Below are 21,940 nucleotides of genomic sequence, written 5' to 3'. Positions count from 1 at the left end.
TGGTGTGCGACGCCGTCGGCGTCGGTGACGGTGATTGGCTGGTTCTCCAGTCGTCGCTCGTCGGGTCCGAGCGGGTCGACGAACGCCGGGGAGAGGAGCGAGCCGACCGTCTCCGACTCGGTGACGCTCGCGGGGTCCGGACCGAACACCGGCGCGACGTTCGCACAGACCCAGTCGATGCTCCCGTCCCCGGACGCGACGAACACGGTGTCGGGGAGAGACTCCATCGCGAGGCGGTAGAAGCGCGCCTCGGGGACCGACCCCGAGTCGTCTCCGGGGGATGACACCATAGCACTGTCTAGATGGCGGGGCGATATACCTCTTCTACCGACGTACGTCGGTATCGACCATCGCGGACAGGGTGCGGACGGACCCTTACGTGGCACCGCACCGTCACTCTTCGGTACCTCGTGGTCGATCTTCGGCACTCCGCGGTGACACCGCCGCCCGTTCGACGGGTCGGCGTGACAGCCGTGTCACGTGTTGGCGTCAGTAGCCACCGTCGCCGCCGGTCCGCGTCGGCGTCCTCGTCGCCACCGGCGTCTCCGTCTCGTTCGCTGCCCCCGTCGCCGGTGTGGCTGTCTCGTCTCCCGTATCAGTCGTCGGCATGGTCGTCGCGTTCGCCGTCTCCCCGTCGGTCCCTACGCGCTCTTCGTACCACTCTGGCGGTGAGACGGTCGTGGTGCCGACGTCGGTGTACCGGATGCTCACGGCGGCCGAGACGCCCTCGCTCCCGGGGTAGTCGTACTCGCGTCGCACCTCGTGGACGACGCCGTTCTCGTCGACGAGCGCGCTCCCCGTCGAGTTCTCGACGCCCGCGTACGGGTCGGCGCCGAGACGCACCCAGTAGTATCGGACGTCACCGCGCTCGAAGCTGTCGACGATTGCCGAATCGGAGACGGAGAGGAACCAGTCGACGTACTGCTCTACGCGGTCCGCGTACCGTCCCTCGCCGTTCCGCACGCCACGGACGGCGTCCGTCTCGACGGTGTAGCGCCGGTCGAACTCGTCCGCGACGACCCGGCGCTGGTAGCGCCGCTCTCCGTCCGCGTACGCCTCGACGCCAGCGACGACGAGCGACCCCCGTTCGAGGTCACCCGCGCCCTCCAGTTCGGTCCGGTAGACCGTCGGTTCGGCCACGAACACCGTCTCGCGGCGGTAGGCGGCCGGCTTCCCGTCGACGTACTCGCGGTGGGTGATGGTCAGCCGGTACGACTGTCCGGTCACCGCGTTCGCGTGGGCGTCGGCGAGAGCGTCGTGGTCGACGACGCCGCCGGCACCGAGACCGGGTGGGTAAGTGGTCGACTGGAACGACGCCGCCGCCGACTCGGTCTCACTCGTGTTCTCGGAGGCGGAGTCCGCCGTCGTCACGTCGGAGACGGGGTCGGCCCCGTCCGACGCGGGCGCGCCGAACACTGGGCTCGTCTCCCCGTACAGTATCGGCCCGCCGAACACGCCGGCGACGAGGAGCGACAGACCTACGAGGCCGACGACGAGCGACACCGAGTGGTCGGGCCCCGGCGCCGTCGTCGTCGGGGACGGGTCTCGCTCCTCGGCCAGCGGCCGGTCGAAGAACCGTCGGCAGATGTCCTCGGCTGCCGTCCGCGGAACGGCGTACAGCAGCATCGTGCGGACGTCGTCGCTGTCGACGAGACGTCCCGCGAACGCGTCCGTCCCCCGCACGGTCGACGCGGGCCGTGCGAGGACGAGGACGTCGACGCTCTCCGGATCCGAGGGGACCGACCGCCCGGTGACGACGCCCAGTCGCCGCGTCCGACCTCTGTGTTGCGCCTCGACGACGGACAGCCCCGGTCCCTCCACGACGTTCGTCTCGGCCCCGCGAGCAGCCCAGAGCGCACTGACGAACGCGACGAACCGTTCCTCGGAGAGGCCGCGCAGACTCCGCCGAACCGTCTCGTTAGAGACGAGGCCCATGCGTGTTACTCACACGCGAGCGAGTCAAACGTTTCGGCGAGCGAACGCGAGACGACAGAACCCTCAGACGCGCTCGTACGTCGCGAAGGCGAAGCCGTCACGCGACTCCCGCTCGGTCTCGATCCAGGCGGACTCGTCGTACTCCGGAAAGACGGTGTCGCCCTCGTACGCCTCGTCGAGTTCGGTGAGCACGAGGCGGTCCGCGTCCGGGAGGAACTGCTCGTAGACGGTGGCACCGCCGACGACGTAGACCGTCTCGACGCCCATGCGTGTCGCAGCCGTTCCGGCCGCTCGCCGGGCCTCCTCGACTGACCCGACCACCTCCGCTCTCTCGGGCAGGTCGAGGTCCTGTGAGGAGAGCACGACGCTGTGGCGCTCCGGGAGTGGTTCGCCGAGTCCCGCTACGATGGACTCGTACGTCCGCCGGCCCATCACGACCGGGTGTCCAGTCGTCGTCTCCTTGAACTGGCGGAGGTCCGGGGGGAGGTGCCACGGCATCTCCCCGTCACGACCGATGACGCCGTTTGCGGCCACGGCCGCGACGAGGACGTATTGGACTTCCCCGCTCATCTCACTCGGCGACGGCGAACCTGATACCCGGTTCGGGGTCGTACTCGCTGAGAACGATGTCGTCGACGGTGAGGTCGTCCAGCGGCTTGTCGGCGACGTCGAGTGTGGGCTTCGGACCCGGTTCGCGCGAACACTGTTCGAGGAGGCCGGGGACGTGGTCGTACCGCTCCGCTCCCTCGGCTTCGGGCGGGGCTTCCGCTTCGAGCCACTCGCGGACGTCGCGGTACTCTTCGCGGGACTCGACCGTCTCCAGCCGCGACTGCAGGCGGCCGAGGTTGTCGGCGTACCAGTCGCCCCTGTCGCCGGCCCCACAGTAGACGTGGGCGTCGACGATGGTGTGACCGAACTCGCCGAGTTCGAACCCCGTCTGCTGGGCGACGGTCTGTGCGAGCATCGCGTACGCCGCGACGTTGAACGGCACGCCGAGGGCGATATCGCCCGACCGCTGGGTGAGGTGACAGTTCAGGCTCGACCCCTGGACGTTGAAGACGAACGTGTAGTGACACGGCGGGAGCGTCGAGACGGCGGCGTTCGCGGGGTGCCACGCGCTGACGACCAGTCGCCGCGAGTTGGGGTTCTCTTCGAGGGTGTCGAGGACGTACTGTATCTGGTCGAACTCGCCGTCCGTGACCCAGCGGTGGGCGTCGTCGGGCCACGACTCGCCGGGGAAGCGCTGGTCCCCGTCGGGGACGGGGAAGCGCCGCCAGAACCGTCCGTACGCGGTGTCGAGTCGCCCCTCGTCGTCGGCCCACGCGTCCCAGATGCCCGTCTCCTCGCGCAGCGAGCGGATGTGCTCCTCGCCCGAGAGGTACCACAGCACCTCGTGGACGAGCGAGTTCCAGCGGAAGCCCGAGAGGTCCTTCGTCGTCAGGAGGGGGAAGCCCTCCGAGAGGTCGACCGTGTAGTGCTCGCTGAACCCCGCGACGGTGTCGACGCCGGTCCGGTTGGGCTTGTACGTCCCCGACGAGAGGACGTTCTCGACGAGGGTCAGATACTGCTCCATGGCTCAGGCGAGGAAGTCGGGGTCGGTCCGCTTCTCGGCCTCCTCCCCGCGGAGGTGCTCTCTGAAGGCCTCGACCGAGACGTCCTGCCGCTCGCGCTCTTTGCGGTCGCGGACGGAGATGGTGCCTGCCTCCTCCTCGTCGCCGCCGAGGATGACCATGTACGGGACGCGGTCCTCCTGTGCCTCCCGAATCTTCCGGCCGAGCGTCCACGAGCGGTCCTCGATGTCGACGCGGAACTCGTCGAGGTAGCGGTGCTGTATCTGCTTCGCGTAGCCGAGCTGGTCGTCGCTGATGGGGAGGATACGGATCTGTTCGGGCGCGAGCCAGAACGGGAACTTCCCGTTGAAGTGCTCGGTGAGCACCATCAGGAACCGCTCGTAACTGCCGTACAGCGCGCGGTGGATCATCACCGGCTGGTGCTCCTCGTTGTCCTCGCCCGTGTAGGAGAGGTCGAACCGCTCGGGCATGTTGAAGTCCAACTGCACCGTGGGGCCGTCCCAGTTCCGCCCGAGTGCGTCCTCGAACGCGAAGTCGATCTTCGGGCCGTAGAACGCGCCGTCGCCGGCTTCGAGCGTGTAGTCCATCCCCTGCGCGTCCAGCACGGCTTCGAGTTGACTCTCGGCGTGCTCCCATATCTCGTCGCTCCCGACCGACTTCTCGGGGCGCGTCGCCAGCGCCACCTCGTACTCGAGGTCGAACGTGTCGAAGACGGTCAGGATGGAGTCGATGATGAGGTTGATCTCGTCTTCGATCTGGTCGGGGCGACAGAAGATGTGCCCGTCGTCGATGGTGAACGCCCACACGCGTGACAGGCCCGACAGTTCCCCGCGCTGTTCTTTCCGGTACACTTTGCCGTCCTCGAAGTACCGGACCGGGAGGTCACGGTACGACCAGTTCTTCTGCGCGAAGATGGTGGCGTGACCCGGGCAGTTCATCGGCTTCAGCCCGTACTCCTCGTCGTTAACGTCGAGGAGGAACATGTCGTCGACGTAATTGTCGTAGTGGCCCGACCGCTTCCACAGTTCGGTCCGGAAGAGGTGCGGCGTCTCGACGGGGTCGTAGCCCGAGTCGAGGTTGAGCTCCTCGGCGTACGTCGACAGCGCGTTCAGGATTCGCTTGCCGTTCGGGTGGTAGAGCGGGAGGCCCGGCCCCGTCACCTCCGCGATGGAGAAGAGGTCGAGTTCCTGTCCGATCTTGCGGTGGTCGCGCTCTTTGGCCTCCTCGCGCATCTGGAGGAACTCGGCCAACTCGGACTCCGTCTCGAACGCCGTCCCGTACACGCGCGTCAGTTGCTCGTTCTCCTCGTCGCCGCGCCAGTACGCCGAGGAGATGCTCAGGAGTTCGAACGCGCCGATCTCTCCCGTCGACGCCACGTGCGGCCCCTTGCAGAGGTCCTGCCAGTCGTCTTGGACGTAGAACGAGAGCGTCTCGTCGTCGGCCGCCTCGGTCTCGAGGATGTCCCGCTTGTAGGGGTTGTCCGCGTAGCGTTCGAGCGCCTCCTCGCGCGACCGCTCGACGCGCTCGATGTCGTAGTCGGCGTCGACGATGGCCTGCATCTCCGCTTCGACGTCCGCGAGGTCACTCTCGTCGAGGTCGACCCCCGTGACGTCGTAGTAGAAGCCGTCGTCGGTCGGCGGGCCGATGGCGAGTTTCGCCTCCGGGTAGAGGCGCTGCAGCGCCTGTGCGAAGACGTGGGCGGCGGAGTGTCGGAGCACCCGTCGGTACTCGTCGGACTGGTCGGTGACGATGACGAGTCGTGCCCCGTCGTGTAGTTCGTCCGCCTTGTCGACGAGTTCGCCGTCGACCACGCCCGCGACGGTGTCCTCGCCGAGCCCCGGGCCGATGGCGTACGCGGCGTCCTGCACCGTCGACCCCTCCTCCAGTTCCAGGTCGGAACCGTCCGGGAGGGTCACCACGATATCACTCATACGTCGCAGAAAACGAGGCCGGAGATTAAGTGTTGTTGGAACGCGCGCGGTGGAGACGCGACGTGGACAGCGTCCTCCCGGGCCGCTGTCGGACCACCCTTCACGGTAGCTATTCTCACGCAAGCGCCGACGATTTATACCTCGCTCGCCGTATCGAGAGTGTGAACTCCCCGCTCGCCGAGGTGCGCCAACGGACGTTCGCGACGCTCCTGGTCGCCGTCGGCGTCGTGTTCGTCGGTTCCGTCCTCCCGCTTCCGACCGGCGGCGGCGACCCCGGCGTCGCCCTCGCCGGACCGTTCGGCGTCGGCCCCGACAAGGTGGTCCACGCCGTCAGCTACGCCACCATCGCTGGACTGGCCGTGCTGGAGAGGCGGACGCGAGGGGTGAGAAACGGCGTCGTCGGCCTCGTGGCCGTCGTCGTCGTCGTCGCGGCGTTCGGCGCGGGCGTGGAGGTGGTCCAGTCGGTGGTGCCCGGGCGGACGGCTTCCGGGGCCGACGCCGTCGCCAACGCGGTCGGTGCCGTCGTCGGCGTCGTGGCCGTGCTCGGGTGGTGGCTGCTCGCCGAGCGCGACTGACCCCCACCCGTCGACGTCAGGACCCGGACGACGTCGCGCGGCGCAGGGAGACGCAGGCGACGGCGCCGCCGCCTTCGCCGTCCTCGAACCAGACACGCCCACCGTACGACTCGACGAGTCGCTTGACGAGCGAGAGGCCGAGGCCGTCGCCCGGGCTGTCGCCCCGTTTGGTCGCCGGTTCGAAGACGTGTTCCTTCTGGTCGTCGGGGATACCGGGTCCGTTGTCGGCCACGCGGACGACGACGTCGCTCGGCCCGACGTCGACGTCGAGTACGATTTCGACCCGCTCGGCGTCGTTGTGCCGGACGGCGTTCGACAGCAGGTTCGCGAAGACGGAGGGGAGCATCCCGCCGGCCACGACTTCGACCACGGCGCGCGGCGGCTCGAAGTCGACCGTCACGGCCTTCGTCGTCGACCCGTGGACGCGCCTGATGGCGTCGACCTCCATCTGGAGGGTCGGGCTCAGAAGGACAGCCTCCGTCTCGAGGTCGTGGCCGGCGTCGATGAGCATCGTCAGGTCGCGGCTGTTCTCGACGATTTCCGTGATGCGCTGTCCGCCCCGGAGAACCCGTTCGAGCGCCTCCACACCCGCGGGGCCGACGTCGTCGTGTAGTAGTTCACCCCAGCCAGTGACGACCGTCGCGGCGTTCGCGATGTCGTGGCGGACCACCTGTGCGAGCAGCGAGAGCTGGTCGTGTCGGCGCTCCAGTTCCGCTGCCATCTCCCGGATTCCGAGGTAGGCTCGGAGCCGTCGGTCGAGCAGTGCCGGGTCGACTGGCGTCGTGACGACGTCGTCGACGAGCGCGTGTCGGTCGCGGCTGACGGCCGGGTCGAAGAACCGGCGCGCCGTCGACTCCGACGCGAGCAGGAGACACGGGAGCGGCAGGGATCTCTCGAGGTCGAAGCGCCGGCCGAGCCACGTGTCGTACACCTCGAACGCCGCCACGTCGACGAGGACGATGTCGACCGGTTCCGACTCGAGGTGGACGAGCCTCCGGGGCCGCGTGCGGGGCGCCTCGTCGCGTTCGGTCCCGTGGCGGCCGGTCGTCTGTTCGTCGAGACCGGCCAACCCGTCGACGACGTCGTAGCCCGGGTGCTCGTCGAACCACTCGAGCAGCAGCGCGCGGTTCCGAACGTGCGCGACGAGGAGCAGCACGCGGTGTGGCTGTGCGGCCGTCGGGGGGAGGAACCGTCCGTCGGCGCGAGCGGTCGGCACCTCACGCTCGCTGTCCGGTCGGTCGGCTCCCACACGTCGTCTCGTCACCCCCCTGTCGTGGGTGGCGCTTCCACCGTGGTCCGGACCCCTGTCCATGCGGCGCCCCTCGCCCGTTCTGTCACAGTACCTCCTCCCGCTCCGTGTCGGTGCCCACCCACTGTGGGTCGCCGGTGAGGACGCCCGACAGGCCCGTGAGCGGGTCGCCGACCGCGACGCCCTGCTCGGTGATTTCGAACTGTCGGAGCCGGTGTTCGAAGTCGCTCGTCCGCTTCTTCAACACGCCGATGGCGCGGTGGAGTTCGCCGTTGAACTCGAGGTACCGCATGAAGACGATGTTGTCCGCGATAGCCGTCTCCCCCGACTTCGTCGGGCGGAAGTCCCCCGTGACGTTCGGCATCTCGTCGGTGAGGACCACCGTGACGCCGCGCGCGGTCAGGTAGCTCCGGAGGGCCGACAGTTCCTCCTGTTCGGCCGAGAGGTTGGTGAGTTTCTCGAACCCCTGTACCCCGTCGATCATCACGAACGTCGTCTCGTCCGTGACGTCCGTCTGGACCCGCGCGAGGAACTCGCCGACCGTCAGGAGCGAGGGCGTCACGCTGACGACGTCGAGCGTCCCCGCTTCGAGCAGTTCCGTCACCGGCGAGCCGATGGACGCACAGCGTTCGACGAACGTCGCCGGTTTCTCCTCCAGGTGGTAGAGGATGGAGTGGTTCCCCCGGCGGGCCGCCTCGATGAGGAAGAGGGCGGCGACGGTCGTCTTCCCGATACCGGTGGGGCCGCTGAACAGTGTGGTAGTACCCAACTCGATTCCCCCGTGTAGCAGGTCGTCGAGTGCCGAGATGCCCGACGAGGCGAGTTCTCGGACGAACGGGCGCTCGTCGTGGTCCGGGACGACTCGTGGGTAGACAGACATCCCGCTGTGGCCGAGCACGACGGCGTGGGGGCCGGTGGCGACGTCCGCACCGCGGAACTTCGGCACCTCCAGCACCCGGCCGCCGTTCGGTCGGGAGAGTTCCACGATGCCGTCGCTCATGAACTGCAGGTCGCTGTCGGGCGTCACCGGACTCGCCTGCGAGGTGAAAAGCACCGTCGCACCCTGTTCGGTCAACAGATCCATCAGCGAGAGGAGTTCCCGTCTGAACTGGTACTCGTCGGGCGCGAGATAGCGGAGTTGCGTCACCGGGTCCAGGAGGACCCGCGCTGGCGGCGACGCCTCGACCTGCGTGCGGACTCGGTCGGTCAGGGCCTCGTACTCGACGGTGGACGGGGCGAAGACGTCGTAGCTCCCGCCTTCGACGAACGAGCGACCCTCGGGGCTCAGGTCCAAGATAGTGACGCCGTCGAGGTCGATACCGAGCGACGCGGCGTTCCGTCGGATCTTCTCGGGTCGTTCCTCGAAGGTGACGTAGAGCGCCCCGGTACCGTCGTCGGCGACCAGAAAGTGCCAGCCGAGTACCGTCTTCCCCGCGCCCGGCGTCCCACGGATCAGGTAGTGATACCCCCGCAGGAATCCCTCGCCGAGGACGGTGTCGAGGCCCTCGATGCCGCTCGATAGTCGGTCGGTGTCGCCCCCGCTCGTCTCGTCGTCCGGGTCCGTTTCGGTTTCACTGTCTGTGGGGGATGTCACCATGTGCTCCTCGGCAGTCTACTCCCAACGAGAGGATAATACTGTTTCTCAGGCGAACGCGAGAGTTCTGCCGGCTGACAACCCTCCGCGGCGGTGTCGTTCGTGACGCCGCACGCGTCTCTCGCTCACCCGGTGAGGGGGTCGTGACCGCGCGTCGTCCGTCGCGACACCGAAGCCCTACGCTTAATGTGGCGCGCTGCCGAACCGGCGCGTATGCGATTCCAGCGTCAGGGCGGCGTGTTCATGCACGTCACGTCGCTTCCGGGCCCACACGGTATCGGCGATCTCGGCGGGGGAGCGCGTGACTTCCTCGACTTCCTCGACCGCGCGAACCAGTCGCTCTGGCAGTTCTGTCCACTCGGCCCCACCTCACAGGCTCACGGGAACTCACCGTACCAGTCGTTCTCGGCGTTCGCCGGCAACCCGCTCCTCGTCAGCCTCGACCGACTCGAAGAGCGTGGCCTCCTCACCGAGGCGGAACTCTCGGGAGAGGAGTTCGACGACCACCACGTCGACTACGGCCACGTCGCGTCGTTCAAGCGCGACCGTCTCCGGACGGCGTTCGAGCGGTTCGATCCGACCGACGAGTACCGCGAGTTCTGCGAGCGCGAGGCCTCCTGGCTCGACGGCTACGCGCTGTTCATGGCGCTCAAACACGAGTTCGAGGGGGCGCTGTGGACGACGTGGCCCCACGAGGTGAAGACGCGCGACCCCGAGGCCCTCGAGCGGTATCGCGAGGAACTCGCCGACGAAATCGCCTACCGGAAGTTCGTCCAGCACACGTTCGACCGCCAGTGGCGGGACCTCCGGGCGTACGCGAACGAGCGGGGAATCCAGCTGGTCGGCGACCTGCCCATCTACGTCGCCCTCGACAGCGCCGACGTCTGGACCGCCCCCGACGCGTTCCGCCTCGACGAGAACAACGAACCCACCGTCGTCGCGGGCGTCCCACCGAACCCGCAGGACGACGGGCAGCGCTGGGGGAACCCGCTGTACGACTGGGACCGGCTCCGTGAGAACGGCTACGACTGGTGGCTCGACCGCCTCGACCGGCTGTTCGACCTCGTCGACGTCACTCGCATCGACCACTTCAAGGGGTTCGACGAGTACTGGGCCATCGACGCGGACTCCGACTGGGCGGGCGACGGCCAGTGGGTCGACGCCCCCGGTCACGACTTCTTCGAGACGGTCGAGCGCGAACTCGGCGAACTCCCGTTCATCGTCGAGGACCTCGGCTTCCTCGACGAGGGCCTCGTCGAACTCCGCGACCGGTTCGAGTTCCCCGGGATGCGCGTCCCCCAGTACGCCGACTGGTGTGAGGCCGGTCACATGTACCAGCCGATGCACTACCCCGACAACGTCGTCGGCTACACCTCGACACACGACACCGACACCGTCGTCGGCTACTACCAGGACCTCGGCCCCCAGCAGACCGACTGTCTCCACTACAACCTCGGCGTCGACGGCTCGAACATCAACTGGTCGATGATCGAGGCCGTCTGGAACTCCGAGGCCGTGATGGCGTTCACGACGATGCAGGACCTCCTCGGCCTGGACTCGCACGCCCGCTTCAACACGCCGGGCACCGCCGAAGGCAACTGGGGCTGGCGCGTCACCCGCGACGGCTTCGAGGATAGCGTCGCCGACGAACTCGCCAGTCTCACCGACATCTACATCCGCTGAGCGCGTCGAGACCCACCGAGTACGGCCGCCACCGCTCCTCCGAACGGTGACGGCCGACCCTCGCCGACGACCGACCCGTGACTCCGGGTCGAGGCCCGCCGCGACCCCGGCGCCTCGTACCCACTGAGAGAGTGTACGGTTTCTGTGAGACTGTTGTATTCAGGAGGGAACGTCGTTGCGTTAGTCAACGTTTCGAGTTAGTTAGCTACTCGATTCGATACTCGGCAACCTACATTCTTATACGAGGTGATTAATTGTGAGGTATGGCCACCCGCCAAGCACCCACGGCCCGGCGTATCGCCCTCCGGAAGCACCTCGAACAGGCGCTCGCCGAGTCGGACGACCCGGAGACGCGGTTCCACATCCGACAGGCGCTCCAGCTCGCGACGTAGGCTCACCGGACACGGACGTCGTACCGACACCGAGCGCCGGAGCACTCCCCTTCCAGCGCCCGGTCACGAGTCGAGCGGTCACCACCGCGAGGGTTTTCTCCGCTGCCGGCGTTCTCATCGCATGGTCGACTGCGAGTCACGCTTCCCGTTCTCGGTCGTCGAATCGCTGTCCGACACCGGTGTGAAGACGGTCTACGGGGACCCGATCACGGTGGGGTCGCGCACCGTCGTTCCCGTCGCCCGGGCGATGTACGGGTTCGGTGCCGGGACGGACGACGAGTCGGTCGGCGGTGGTGGTGGCGTCGTCGCCACACCGGTCGGCACGCTCGAACTCACCGAGTCGGCGACGCGGTTCGTCACCCTCCATCCGCGCCGTCGACTCCTCGCCGCGGGTCTTGTCGGCCTCGCCGCCGGGTATCTGATCGGCCGCCGTCGCTGAGTCTCGGGTCCCCCCACCCCCGCCCCTGGGTCCGACGCCGCGCGCGGGAACGGTCGACACTGTTTTGCCCCGCCGACGCAACCTCCGCGCCGTGACCCGCCGACTGGGCTACTTCGCGCTCGCCGTCGCCGCCGTCGCCGCCCTCGCCGCCGGCTACGTCCAGGCGACGGGACCGTTCCCCGGGCCGTTCCCGACGACGGTCCTCCCGGCGAACGTGGTGCTCGCGAAGGTACTCCTCGTCGTCGCGACGGCACTCGGGTTCTACGGCGTCTACGTCATCGTGCTCCGTACGCTGGTCACCCGGTTCACGAAGCGCCGTGCCCACGACGTGCGCAACGTCCTCCGACTCTTTCTCGGCGGGGCGGCGCTCATCTCCGTCCTCGGCGTCATCACCGAGCAGTGGGTCGGCGTCCTCCTCTCGCTCGGCGTCGTCGGTTTCGCCGTCACGTTCGCCCTCCAGCAACCGCTCCTGTCGCTCCTGGCCTGGGTCTACATCATGCTGAAACGGCCCTACGCCGTCGGGGACCGGGTGAAAATCGGCGACTCGAAGGGCGACGTCATCGAGGTGGACTTCCTCGTCACGACGCTCTGGGAGGTCAACGGCGACCTCGTCTCGACCCACCAGCCCTCCGGCCGGGTCGTCACCGTGCCGAACAGCGTCGTCCTCAGTTCGCAGGTGGTCAACTACACGACCCTCGTCGACCACGTCTGGAACGAACTCTCCGTCCAAGTGGCGTTCGAGACGGACCTCGGGTTCGCGCGGCAGACGATGGTCGATGTCGCCGACGACTACCTCGGCGACGCGATGGCCCGCGAGATTGCCGACTACCGCGAGCGACTCGCCGAGACGGCCGTCGAACTCGAGGTGCAGGACCGCCCGACTGTGAACGTCGTCCAGCGGGAGTCGTGGGTCGAACTCCGCCTCCGCTATCTGGTCCACCCGCGACGCGGCGCTCGCACCCGGAACGTCCTCTACGAACGCATCCTCGAACGGTTCAACGCCTCCCCCGAACGCGTGAAGTTCCCCGTCAGTCGGAACCGGTAGCCGCCCGTTCCCCGGCGTCGAGGACCGACGCCAGGACGGACCGGTGGCACCGAAAGCCGGGACGGCGGTCCGTCGCGAGGACGACGTGTCCCGCCGCGACGCTCGCCGCCAGCGAGTCGAGCGCACCCCGTACCTCGTCGTCCGCAGCGTTCGACAGGTGGTCCCGGTAGTGGCCGTCTACGTCGAGTTCCTCCCACGCGGCGTTGTGCGCGCCCTCCGCGCAGAGCCCCTGCATCCGGAGGTCACGACGGCGTCGCTCGAGCGTCTCGCGCGTCTCCGGTGGCAGTCCCAGCGCGGGGTGGGAGCCGTCGACGCGTCGCTCGAACCACCCTGGCGGCGAGCACACGACGCCGACCCACACCGGGTCGCCGCCGGCCGGGTCCGCCTCCTCCGCTCGGACGACGGGACGTTCGCGGACCCGCTGTGCGTGGGCCGTCTCGACGGGCATCGTCTCCCCCTACGACGGCCAGCCATCTCACTCTTTGGCCACTTTCGGGACGGCAGGGGCCGCCGCAGGGTATTTCGCGGCACGCGCCGTCCACCCGGCAATGGCTGGCGGGCCCCGACAGCTCTCGCTCCCGCACGCACTCGGCGTGGTCACCGGCGCCCTGCTCGGCGCGGGCGCGCTGTACATCCCCGAGCGCGTCGAGAACCTCGCCGGGCCGGCGACGCCGGTGAGTTTCCTCGTCGCGGGGGTCGGGGCGCTCGCCCTCGCCGTCGGCTACGCGACGTTCCTCTCCAGCCCGCTCGGCGACGACGGCGCGGGCGCGTACCTGCACCTCTCACGGGCGTGGCGCTCTCGTGCCGTCGGCTTCTTCGCCGTGTGGCCCAAGCCCGCCGCGTACGCCGCCCTCCTCGCCCTCCTCGCGCAGTACCTCGCCCGTCTCGTCCCAGTCGCAGGGTCCACAGACGCCGTCGCCCTCGGCGTGCTCGCCGCCTTGCTCCTCGTTCACCTCGCCGGGCCGGCGGTCGTGGGGCGACTCGGTCTCCTCCTCTCGGGCGCGTTCGCGCTCTTCATCGTCGTGTTGCTCGTCGCGGGCCTCACCGTCGTCGTCCCCCGCAACTTCGTCCCGCTCTTCCCGACGCCCGTCCTGCGCGAACAGCCGGTCTCGTCGCTCGGCCGGGGGGCGCTCGTCGCGCTCTTCGGCTTCGTCGGGTTCGAGGTGGTCGGCGCGCTCGCCGGCGCGGTCCGGTCGCCGCGCACGACCCTCCCGCGTGCGCTCGTCGGCGGGGTCGCGGGGGTGGGTCTCCTGGTCACCCTGATGGCGTTCGTCACGCTCGGCGTCGTCCCGTGGTCGCGGATGATATTCGCGTCCGTCCCGTTCGTCGACGCGGCCGCCTCCGGACTCGGTGTCCCCGCCGGGACCCTCGCCACTCCGGGCCTCGTCCTCGCGACGCTGGCCGCGCTGGTTGCGCTCTCGTGGGCACCGACCAGAGCACTCGCCGGGGTCGGGGAAGTCGTCCCGCCGCTCGCGCACACGAACCGGTTCGGCACACCCGACGTCGCGTGCGTCGCCGTCTTCGTCCTCGCGGGCACCCTCGTTTTCCTCGACGCCGTCTCTGTCGGACTCTTCCTCGTCGTCCCGGGACTGGCCCTCCTCTACGTCGTCCACGGTCTCACGGTGACCGCGCTCCCCCTCGTGAACGCCGACCTCTACGCGGCGTGTGCGTTCCGCGTCCCGCCGCGGCTCCTGGCGCTGTGTGGACTGAGCGGGGCCAGTCTCTCGGGACTGCTACTCTGGCAGGCGCTCACCCTCGACCCCGCCGTCGTCCTCGGGTTCACCCGCGTGGGGCCGGCGGTGACGGGGACGACGGCGGACCCGCTGGTCCGGTCGCCGATGGAGAGCGCGGTTCCGGCGCTCGTCGGGTGGGAGACGCTCGGCCTGCTGGTGTACGTCGCCGCCCGGGACTACCGCGAGGAAATCGGGGCCGAACTGGAACCGCTGACGCGCTTCTGAGCGTTCGGTGCGCCGTGTCCTCGGTGCGCGGCGACCTCACTCCGTCTCCGTGGTGGCCCCGCGACTGTCCCACGCGGACTGACCGGTCCGTCCGGGGAGAGACCGAAACCGACAATCCCTCCCGGTCCTTCGCCTCGCCCGATGAGTAGCGAGCCCGCGGCCAGCGAGTTCGAAACCGGCGCGATTCCGCTCTCGGAGGTCGGCCCGTTCGACCTGCAGGCCACCCTGGAGAGCGGACAGTCGTACCTGTGGGACCGTCCCGACGGGGGGATGTACGACTCGCTGCACGCCCACGGCGGCGACGCCTGGTACGAGACGGTCGTCCCGCCCGTCGCGGGCGTCACCGACGAGCAGTGCGTCGTCCGGGTTCGCCAGCGGGACGGGCAGTTAGAGTGGGAGTCGACGGTCGACGCCGTCCCCCTCCTGACGCATCTCCTCCGTCTCGACGACGACCTCGACGCGATTCTCGACGCGACGCCCGACCTCCCCCTGCTCCGGCGGGCCTACCGGAAGTACCGGGGGATGCGTCTCGTCCGCGACCCGTCCTTCCCCTGTCTCGTCTCGTTCATCTGCTCGGCACAGATGCGCGTCTCGCGCATCCACGAGATGCAGCGACGCCTCGCACGCGACTACGGCGACGAGGTCCGGGTCGGGGAGGAGACGTACCACGCGTTCCCGACACCCGCCCAGCTCGCGGCGACGACCGAGTCCGACCTCCGGGCGCTGAAACTCGGCTACCGTGCGCCGTACGTGAAGCGGACGGCGGAGATGGTCGCGGCGGGCGAGGCCCACCCGGACGAGGCGCGAGAGCGGGAGTACGAGGCGGCGCGCGAGTACCTCACGCGGTTCGTCGGCGTCGGCGACAAGGTGGCCGACTGCGTGCTCCTGTTCTCGCTCGGCTACCTCGAGGCGGTGCCGCTCGACACGTGGATTCAGACCGCCATCGCCGACCACTACCCCGACTGTGACCGGGGCGGGTACCGGGAGACCTCTCGAGCCATCCGGGAGCGGTTCGGCGGCGAGTACGCCGGCTACGCGCAGACGTACGTCTTCTACTACCTCCGCGCTGGCGGCGACACGTAGGCGAAACCGAGTGGCCGCGACGTGACTGGGAGAACCTTCTTGAAGCCAGAGCGACATCTATCCGATATGGATTGCAGAGTCGTCGTCGAGGCCGCAGTTCCCGTGTACGACGTCGAGACGGAAGACGAGGCGATCCGTATCGCGATTTCGAAGACGGGCGAGATGCTGAATCCCGACCTCAACTACGTCGAAATCGAGATGGGGTCACGGACGTCCCCCTCGGGCGAGGAGCTCCCGCCCGCGTTCGTCGCTGCCGACGAGGCGCTCGTCGCGCTCGAACTGGAGATGCGCGTGTTCAACGTCGAACAGGAGGAACACGCCGCTCGCATCGCGCGGAAGGAAATCGGGAAGCGCCTCACCAACATCCCCTTGCAGGTGCTCCTCGTCGAACCCATCCCCGACGAGGAGGACGAGGAGTCGACGACGGACCACGACCGGTCGACCGCTGACGGAAGCGGGCCCACACAGTCCGACGGCGACTCGGACGACGACCTCATCCCGGAGTTCGAGGACCTGGTCGACGACAGCTGACGCCCCCACTTCGGCACGGAACGGCTACAGACGGCTCTCCTCACGGTGTTCGGTTTGTTCTCACCCAGCGACTCGGACGAGCGACTCTCTCGGTAGTACGTGAGTCGCGGGGACTACGAGAAGTAGTTCAGTCGGCTTTCGGGGCCACGTGGTCGGCCTCTGCCTCTGCTTCCTGCATCGCCGTGGTGATTCCCTCGGCGATTTCGAAGACGGCGGCCTTGTGGTCGGTCTTCGAGCGGTGGATAGATGTCGGACGGACCCCCATCGTCTCGTACGCGGAGAGGTCCAGTTCTTCGTCTTCCCAGGCCTCCATCTGCGTATGTACCTCTGACAGTAGGCCGTGCAGGTGGATGAGCTCCTGTTTCTTCATGAGCAAGCCCACGTTACAACCGAGGGATTATATTATTATCTTGAGTCGCGTTAACATACGCTTCGAGTACGCTTAACACGAGTATCATCAATCATTGAAAAAACGTACTGACACGTCTTCCGTCACGGGGTCGTGAACGTTTTGTCCGCAGCGGCTCCAACGCCCCGTGTATGGACTACGACGACGCGCTCAACCGTGGTCTCGACCAGGCGCCCGAGATCGAAGAGACCGGTTCCCGGTACGAGTTGCCCGACCCGTCGGTCCGACCCGAGGGGAACGTCACCGTCTACGAGAACTTCCAGTCGACCGTCGACCACCTCGACCGTGAGGCCGAGCACGTGCTGAGGTTCCTGCAGTCCGAGCTCGGCACGGCCGCGCGAATCGACGAGGCGGGACGCGCCCGGCTCACCGGCTCGTTCAAACAGTCCCGCGTCCGCGACGCCGTCGAGGCGTACGCCGACGGCTTCGTCCGCTGTTCGGAGTGTGGACTGCCCGACACGCGACTGGTCACGCAGAACGGCGCGACGGTGCTGAAGTGCGACGCCTGTGGGGCGCTGTCGGCGGTCCCCGACGTCTGACTACTGCAACTGCTTCAGCGTCTTCAGGTCGTGTTCTGTTCGCATGAACTCCGCCAGCCGTCGTGTCGCGTGGCAGCCCGGACAGGAGAAGTTGTTCCGCGGACCGGGAAGGTCGCCCGGTTTCGTCTCCCAGTCTTTCTTGCACTCCGGACACAACAGTCGGACGAAGGCCTCGACCATGACTCTGCATGTCTCGGTGGGACCGAATAAAGCTTGTTGCGCCGCAGGCCTCTCCCCGTCGTGGGCGACGCCGTGCCGTGTCGTCGGGCGTGCTCCGTGAGCGCCCTCAGGCCGTGAGACCCGTGTCCTCGGCGTCCAACAGTTCCTTGTACCGGTTTCGGATGGTGACCTCGGAGATGTTCGCCACCTCCGACACCTCCGACTGAGTGACCTTCTCGTTGGTCAGGAGCGCGGCCGCGTACACCGCGGCGGCCGCGAGCCCCACGGGCGATTTCCCCGAGTGGATCCCCGTCTCCTTCGCCGACCGGAGGAGCTGGCGAGCGCGTCGTTCCGACTCGTCGGAGAGGTTCAGGTCGCTCGCGAACCGGGGGACGTACTGCTCGGGGTCGGCGGGCTGGATTTCGAGCTTGAGTTCGCGGACGATGTACCGGTACGTCCGGGTCAGCTCCATCTTGTCGACGCGGGAGACCGCGGCGATTTCGTCGAGCGAGCGGGGGGTGCCGGCCTGTCGGGCGGCGGCGTACAGCGCGCTGGTGGCGACGCCCTCGATGCTCCTCCCGGGGAGGAGGTCGTCCTGGAGTGCGCGGCGGTAGATGACCGACGCCGTCTCGCGGACGGTCTCCGGGAGACCGAGCGCCGAGGCCATGCGGTCGATTTCGCCGAGCGCCTGCTTGAGGTTGCGCTCCTTCGAGTCGCGGGTGCGGAAGCGCTCGTTCCAGGTGCGGAGGCGCTGCATCTGCTCGCGCTGGCGCGAGGACAGCGAGTTGCCGTACGCGTCTTTGTTCTGCCAGCCGATGTTGGTCGACAGCCCCTTGTCGTGCATCATGTTCGTCGTGGGCGCGCCGACGCGGGACTTCCGGTCCTTCTCGCTGGCGTCGAACGCACGCCACTCGGGACCGTGGTCGATGTTCGTGTCCTCGACGACGAGGCCACACTCCGAACAGACGGTCTCGCCGTCGTCCGTGCGGAGGGTGCCCTCACACTCGGGGCAGACCCGGACGGTCGCTCGCTCGTGCTCCTCGTCGGCTGTGCTGGTCTCGGGGGGCGTCTCGCGTTCGTTGCTGAAGGTTCGGAGTGTTGTGTCGCTCATCATGTGGGGGGTGGGTGGTGAGACGTGCGTGTCCGTGGGAGAGAGAGCGAGAATATCGAGAATCCGGACGCCGTCTCCTTACCATCCGTAAGTGAGAAAAGTATATAAAACTTTCGCAGGCGTGTGTCTGTGTAACCGACGTACAGCGAGGGGTATCTGGAGTGAGTGTCTCGATTCACGAGTTGCGGGCCGAAGCGGAAGCGCAATATAGCTGTTTCGCCGCGTGGGGTTCCCGGTTCAGGTGGGGGTCGGGGCGGTGCTGAACAGCGTCGGGTTCGGGAGGCCCGCTGCGCTTCCACGTCAGGGTAGGTGGTACCGAAGTAAGACGGTTTGCCGAATTCTCACCCAAATCTCCCCGTGTTCGTCGATAGACGACTCCGGGAATCCGGCTTCCGCTTCGGTGCGGTCCCGTCGAGGCCCTCGTCAGAGCCACCGCTGTCGTCGGAAGTACGCCACCAGAATCACCGTGACCGACGCCATCCCGAGCAGGACTGCCGGGTAGCCGAACCGCCAGCCGAGTTCGGGCATGTTGTACGGGCCGCCGGAGAAGTTCATCCCGTAGACGCCGACGACGAACGTCAGCGGCAGGAGGATGGTCGCGACGACGGTCAGCGTCTTCATCACCTCGTTGGTCGACTGTGACAGCGAGTTGAGGTAGATGTCGCGGGCGCCGCGGGCGAGGTCCCGGTACGTCTCCGTCAGGTCGACGAGCTGGACGAGGTGGTCGTACACGTCCCGGTAGTACTTCTCGGTCGACGGCTGGACGTAGTCGGGGTCCCCCCGCGCGAGCACCGCCGCGGCCTCCCGCGTCGGCCACAGGACCTTCCGCACCGAGAGCAGGTCGCGGCGGACGTCGTTGAGCGCGACCAGCATCTCCTCGCTCGGCCCCGCGAGGACGCCCTCTTCGATCTCCTCGATGAGATCCTCGATTTCGTCGAGGACGACGAAGTACTCGTCGACGACCCGGTCGACGACGCGGTAGGCGGCGAAGTCGGGACCGAGTCGGAGGACGCGTGCGTCCCCGCGCTGGACGGCCTGCCAGACGCCCTCGACGGCGTCGACGCCGACGGTCGACATCGTCACGAGCCAGTCGCGGCCGACGAAGACGCCGACCTGCTGTGTCCGTAACTCCTCGCGGAACGTCGTCTCCCCCCTGCGGAGCGACGCGGTTTTCACGAGGACGAACGTGTGCGAGGAGAACTCCTCGGTCTTCGGGCGGACGTCGCGCTGGACGTCCTCGACCGAGAGGTGGTGGATGCCGAACGTCGAGGCGACGCGGTCGAGTTCGTCGGGACTGGCGTCCCACGCGCGGACCCAGGTCGTCCCGTCGGCGTCGCGGGCCCGGTCGAGGTCTGTGGCGGCGTAGGTGTCGACACCCGCCTCCGTGTAGACGACGGCGCGGACGGTCACCGGGAGACGCCCCCGAGCGAGAGGAACGTGACGCCGACCATGACGCCCGCCACGCTGAACCCCCGACCGGGGTACGGCGCGAGCACGCCGACGACGTAGCCAGCGACGCCCGCGAGGGTGAGCACGACGCCGGCAGTCTGCAGGCTGTTCATGTCTGCTACCTCCCGGGGACCGATGAAAAGCGTTGTCCGGCGTCTAGGCTCCCGACGCGGGGTGTTCGACCGTCCGGAACAGCGAGAGTATCGCCGACTCCTGGTCGAGCTGTCGCGGGTAGACGCCGACCCCGACGAGGAAGTCGTTCTCGTGACGGACCTTCCCCACGTGGACGAACACCTCGATTTCCTGGCCCTGCGCCGTCGTCGTCGCGGCGTACTTCGTCACTCTCGTCTCCGTCCCCAGGACCGTAATCTGCGTCGAACTCACCCGCTCGACGCCCGAGAGCGACCCGAACCGGTCCGTCACTAGCTGGACGAGCTGGTCGTTCGAGTAGTCCGCGATGGGGTTGAACGTCTGTCCGGCGACTTCGACGGCGGGGCTCGACACGATGCTGAACACGCCGAGGCGTGCCGTTCCGAGGAGCGGTATCTCGAGTGCCTTCTCGTACGTCGTCACCTTGTTCACCACGCGTACCGTCTCGGAGACCCCCTCCGGACCGACCTCCCGAGTGACCACGCTGTCGCGCGTCCCGTTCTTCTCGAAGCCGGTCTGTGAGGCGGCCGCCTCGTCGACGTCGGCGGGTTCGGCCTCGAACGTCGTCGAGCCGCCAGAGACGGCGCCGAGACAGCCGCTCGTCGCGAGGAGGACAGCCAGTGCCAGCGCGAGTCCCCGTCGTCGTACTCGTGACATCGTTCGTTGTCGACGCACCACGGGAAAAAGGCCGTCGACTGCTGCGCAGTCCGGGTCGAACGTACTCGCTACGGGTCGTCTCGCAGTCCGACGACGGGCCGTCAGAACCACGCGAGCGCCCCGGTAGTCCCAACCCACCGCGAGGACGAGCCCGGCCCCGCGGCCGCCCGTGGGGTCAGAACACGTCACGGACCCACGGGGAGACCCAGAGCGGAAGCGGTCGGGCGCCGGTAGTGGTCCTCACGCGTCGCTGGTGCCGTCGTGGTCGCTGTGGCCGTGTTCGTCGCCGGGCCGGTCCGCGTCCGCGTCGACGAGTCCCTGCTTGCGCTTCCGTCGCTCGTTCTCGCGACTCACGACACGCCCGCTGTAGAGGTAGTACGCCGGGGCGACCAGCGGGAGTACGACCGTCGCACCGAACCAGAGGTGTCGGGAGTAGCCCCACTCGACGCCCTGCTTTCGGATGGACTTGATGTCCAGCCGGACGAGCCACGCGAGCGCCAGATGCGTGACGAGGACGACCCAGGGAATGGTCGCGCCGGCCTGACTGAACAGCGACAGCACGAACAGGATGGCCAGCCCGAGTCCCCAGACGACGATGATGACGGGCCGGAAGCGGGGACTAACCTTCGGCTGACGGTGTTGCCGTTTCTCCTCCGTCCGGCCGCGACTGTACTCGTCGCCGCTCGTGTGTTCGCTCACGGGCGTACCGAGATGCCCACGCGAGAAAAGCTCTACTCACGCTGCCGGCCGAGGTACTTCACCTCGACCGTGTGGCTCCCCGCGTCGGTTTCGAGCGGCAGTCGGTCGACGAGTCCGTCCCGGACCGACTCGCGCCACGAGGCGACGGCCGTCTCGTGGAACTCGCGGTGACGCTCGACGGAGTACTCCCCCTGTCGCCGGAGCTCGTCCTCCGTGTCGTCGACTTGCGGGATAGACGGCACCTCCTGTCGGACGAACGCCCCCGGGTGGATGTGCAGGGGGGCGGCGCTGTCCTCGTAGCGTCCCTCGCCACCGACGACGTGCAGGCGTGCCCGCATCCGCCCGGCGAACGGCGGCGTCACGCGGAGGACGGTCGGCCGGTCGGCGCGCTGGTGCGCCTCGAGCGCCGTCACCACGTCGTCGACGGTGACCGCGAGGCTCCGGATGGTCGTCGGGTCGTCACTGCCCCGTTCGCGCCGCCTGTCGAACCCCGTCGTCATCACTCGTCTCTCACGCACTCACACTCAAGGAAACTGTCGGTCCGGCGGTTCTGTCCCCGCGTGGCGGGTCAGGCCCCCTCGTCCCGTGCGGCCGGTGTTACCCCGTGGTCTCCGTACGCTTTCGGGCGGAGTTTCCCTCCACACTCCGGGCAGAACGCCCGGTACGACCCCGAGGTCACGGGAGCCTCACACTCTCGGCACACGTAGGACAGCCGTTCAGACATCACCACCTCGTAGGGACGACGATTTGTTAAGTGTTATCATGGGTCTCGAAGACGCCT

25 protein-coding genes are annotated in these 21,940 nt (G+C 68.1%); 9 read left to right on the top strand and 16 right to left on the bottom strand.

Annotated features, from left to right (window positions below):
* The 5 genes from ACESK5_RS06620 to thrS form a co-directional block, all read right to left on the bottom strand.
* Positions 1–290, bottom strand: a 290-nt coding sequence (locus ACESK5_RS06620) for a hypothetical protein (protein WP_372910762.1), incomplete at its 3' end; no start/stop codon positions are given.
* A gap of 199 nt (positions 291–489) precedes the next feature.
* Positions 490–1,935 carry a hypothetical protein gene (locus ACESK5_RS06615; RefSeq protein WP_372910761.1) on the bottom strand — a complete coding sequence of 482 codons (1,446 nt, stop codon included), beginning with the start codon at positions 1,933–1,935 and terminating at the stop codon, positions 490–492.
* A gap of 63 nt (positions 1,936–1,998) precedes the next feature.
* Positions 1,999–2,505, bottom strand: coding sequence for a dihydrofolate reductase (locus ACESK5_RS06610; RefSeq protein ID WP_372910760.1), 507 nt, complete (start codon positions 2,503–2,505; stop codon positions 1,999–2,001).
* Between the two features lies 1 nt (position 2,506).
* On the bottom strand, positions 2,507–3,508 hold the full coding sequence (thyA, locus tag ACESK5_RS06605; protein ID WP_372910759.1) for a thymidylate synthase: 1,002 nt from the start codon (positions 3,506–3,508) through the stop codon (positions 2,507–2,509).
* A gap of 3 nt (positions 3,509–3,511) precedes the next feature.
* Entirely contained in the window at positions 3,512–5,437 is a 1,926-nt protein-coding gene (thrS, locus tag ACESK5_RS06600; protein ID WP_372910758.1) for a threonine--tRNA ligase, read from the bottom strand.
* Between the two features lie 161 nt (positions 5,438–5,598).
* Here thrS and ACESK5_RS06595 point away from each other — a divergent pair, with 161 nt between their 5' ends.
* Positions 5,599–6,012, top strand: a complete 414-nt coding sequence (locus ACESK5_RS06595) for a VanZ family protein (protein ID WP_372910757.1) — start codon at positions 5,599–5,601, stop codon at positions 6,010–6,012.
* Between the two features lie 16 nt (positions 6,013–6,028).
* Here the strand turns inward: ACESK5_RS06595 and ACESK5_RS06590 are convergent, their stop codons facing one another.
* Positions 6,029–7,261, bottom strand: a complete 1,233-nt coding sequence (locus ACESK5_RS06590) for an ATP-binding protein (RefSeq protein WP_372910756.1) — start codon at positions 7,259–7,261, stop codon at positions 6,029–6,031.
* An 85-nt stretch (positions 7,262–7,346) separates the two neighbouring features.
* Complete coding sequence (locus ACESK5_RS06585) at positions 7,347–8,858, bottom strand: ATPase domain-containing protein (protein ID WP_372910755.1); 1,512 nt, start codon at positions 8,856–8,858, stop codon at positions 7,347–7,349.
* A 210-nt stretch (positions 8,859–9,068) separates the two neighbouring features.
* Between ACESK5_RS06585 and malQ the strand changes: the two genes are divergently transcribed.
* The 4 genes from malQ to ACESK5_RS06565 all read left to right on the top strand — a co-directional run bounded on the left by malQ (position 9,069) and on the right by ACESK5_RS06565 (position 12,414).
* The gene (gene malQ, locus ACESK5_RS06580; protein WP_372910754.1) at positions 9,069–10,538 is read left to right on the top strand and encodes a 4-alpha-glucanotransferase; all 1,470 of its coding nucleotides are present in this window, start codon (positions 9,069–9,071) and stop codon (positions 10,536–10,538) included.
* A 263-nt stretch (positions 10,539–10,801) separates the two neighbouring features.
* On the top strand, positions 10,802–10,930 hold the full coding sequence (locus ACESK5_RS06575; RefSeq protein ID WP_372910753.1) for a hypothetical protein: 129 nt from the start codon (positions 10,802–10,804) through the stop codon (positions 10,928–10,930).
* A 121-nt stretch (positions 10,931–11,051) separates the two neighbouring features.
* Positions 11,052–11,369 (top strand): GerW family sporulation protein, encoded by a 318-nt coding sequence (locus ACESK5_RS06570; protein ID WP_372910752.1) that lies wholly within the window; start codon positions 11,052–11,054, stop codon positions 11,367–11,369.
* Between the two features lie 91 nt (positions 11,370–11,460).
* A complete protein-coding gene (locus ACESK5_RS06565; RefSeq protein ID WP_372910751.1) occupies positions 11,461–12,414 on the top strand; it encodes a mechanosensitive ion channel family protein in 954 nt (317 codons plus the stop codon).
* Here the strand turns inward: ACESK5_RS06565 and ACESK5_RS06560 are convergent.
* Positions 12,398–12,862, bottom strand: a complete 465-nt coding sequence (locus ACESK5_RS06560; protein ID WP_372910750.1) for a hypothetical protein — start codon at positions 12,860–12,862, stop codon at positions 12,398–12,400. The two genes, ACESK5_RS06565 and ACESK5_RS06560, sit on opposite strands and share 17 nt — an antisense overlap.
* 100 nt (positions 12,863–12,962) lie before the next feature.
* On the opposite strand from ACESK5_RS06560, the gene ACESK5_RS06555 reads away from it, so the two are divergent.
* The 3 genes from ACESK5_RS06555 to ACESK5_RS06545 all read left to right on the top strand — a co-directional run bounded on the left by ACESK5_RS06555 (position 12,963) and on the right by ACESK5_RS06545 (position 15,986).
* The gene (locus ACESK5_RS06555) at positions 12,963–14,372 is read left to right on the top strand and encodes an APC family permease (RefSeq protein ID WP_372910749.1); all 1,410 of its coding nucleotides are present in this window, start codon (positions 12,963–12,965) and stop codon (positions 14,370–14,372) included.
* 141 nt (positions 14,373–14,513) lie between these two features.
* On the top strand, positions 14,514–15,455 hold the full coding sequence (locus ACESK5_RS06550; protein ID WP_372910748.1) for a DNA-3-methyladenine glycosylase: 942 nt from the start codon (positions 14,514–14,516) through the stop codon (positions 15,453–15,455).
* 66 nt (positions 15,456–15,521) lie between these two features.
* Positions 15,522–15,986 carry a DUF555 domain-containing protein gene (locus tag ACESK5_RS06545; RefSeq protein WP_372910747.1) on the top strand — a complete coding sequence of 155 codons (465 nt, stop codon included), beginning with the start codon at positions 15,522–15,524 and terminating at the stop codon, positions 15,984–15,986.
* A 127-nt stretch (positions 15,987–16,113) separates the two neighbouring features.
* Here ACESK5_RS06545 and ACESK5_RS06540 read toward each other — a convergent pair whose 3' ends face one another.
* Complete coding sequence (locus ACESK5_RS06540; protein WP_372910746.1) at positions 16,114–16,356, bottom strand: UPF0058 family protein; 243 nt, start codon at positions 16,354–16,356, stop codon at positions 16,114–16,116.
* Positions 16,357–16,526: 170 nt separating this feature from the next.
* Between ACESK5_RS06540 and ACESK5_RS06535 the strand changes: the two genes are divergently transcribed.
* Entirely contained in the window at positions 16,527–16,934 is a 408-nt protein-coding gene (locus tag ACESK5_RS06535) for a translation initiation factor IF-2 subunit beta (RefSeq protein ID WP_372910745.1), read from the top strand.
* On the opposite strand, the gene ACESK5_RS06530 is transcribed toward ACESK5_RS06535, so the two are convergent.
* From ACESK5_RS06530 to ACESK5_RS06500, 7 genes are all read right to left on the bottom strand, one after another.
* Complete coding sequence (locus tag ACESK5_RS06530; protein WP_372910744.1) at positions 16,935–17,114, bottom strand: hypothetical protein; 180 nt, start codon at positions 17,112–17,114, stop codon at positions 16,935–16,937.
* A 106-nt stretch (positions 17,115–17,220) separates the two neighbouring features.
* The gene (locus ACESK5_RS06525; RefSeq protein ID WP_372910743.1) at positions 17,221–18,204 is read right to left on the bottom strand and encodes a transcription initiation factor IIB family protein; all 984 of its coding nucleotides are present in this window, start codon (positions 18,202–18,204) and stop codon (positions 17,221–17,223) included.
* A 423-nt stretch (positions 18,205–18,627) separates the two neighbouring features.
* Positions 18,628–19,614 carry a magnesium/cobalt transporter CorA gene (gene corA, locus ACESK5_RS06520; RefSeq protein ID WP_372910742.1) on the bottom strand — a complete coding sequence of 329 codons (987 nt, stop codon included), beginning with the start codon at positions 19,612–19,614 and terminating at the stop codon, positions 18,628–18,630.
* Positions 19,611–19,766 carry a hypothetical protein gene (locus ACESK5_RS06515; protein WP_372910741.1) on the bottom strand — a complete coding sequence of 52 codons (156 nt, stop codon included), beginning with the start codon at positions 19,764–19,766 and terminating at the stop codon, positions 19,611–19,613. The genes corA and ACESK5_RS06515 overlap by 4 nt, the downstream gene beginning before the upstream one ends.
* A gap of 43 nt (positions 19,767–19,809) precedes the next feature.
* The gene (locus ACESK5_RS06510) at positions 19,810–20,460 is read right to left on the bottom strand and encodes a DUF6517 family protein (protein WP_372910740.1); all 651 of its coding nucleotides are present in this window, start codon (positions 20,458–20,460) and stop codon (positions 19,810–19,812) included.
* A gap of 240 nt (positions 20,461–20,700) precedes the next feature.
* Positions 20,701–21,159 carry a hypothetical protein gene (locus ACESK5_RS06505; RefSeq protein ID WP_372910739.1) on the bottom strand — a complete coding sequence of 153 codons (459 nt, stop codon included), beginning with the start codon at positions 21,157–21,159 and terminating at the stop codon, positions 20,701–20,703.
* Positions 21,160–21,191: 32 nt separating this feature from the next.
* Entirely contained in the window at positions 21,192–21,659 is a 468-nt protein-coding gene (locus tag ACESK5_RS06500; RefSeq protein WP_372910738.1) for a hypothetical protein, read from the bottom strand.
* Positions 21,660–21,940: the final 281 nt, after the last annotated feature.

The organism is Salinigranum sp. (assembly GCF_041641895.1).
Lineage (GTDB): Archaea > Halobacteriota > Halobacteria > Halobacteriales > Haloferacaceae > Salinigranum.
This window is presented reverse-complemented; position numbering and strand designations above follow the sequence as displayed.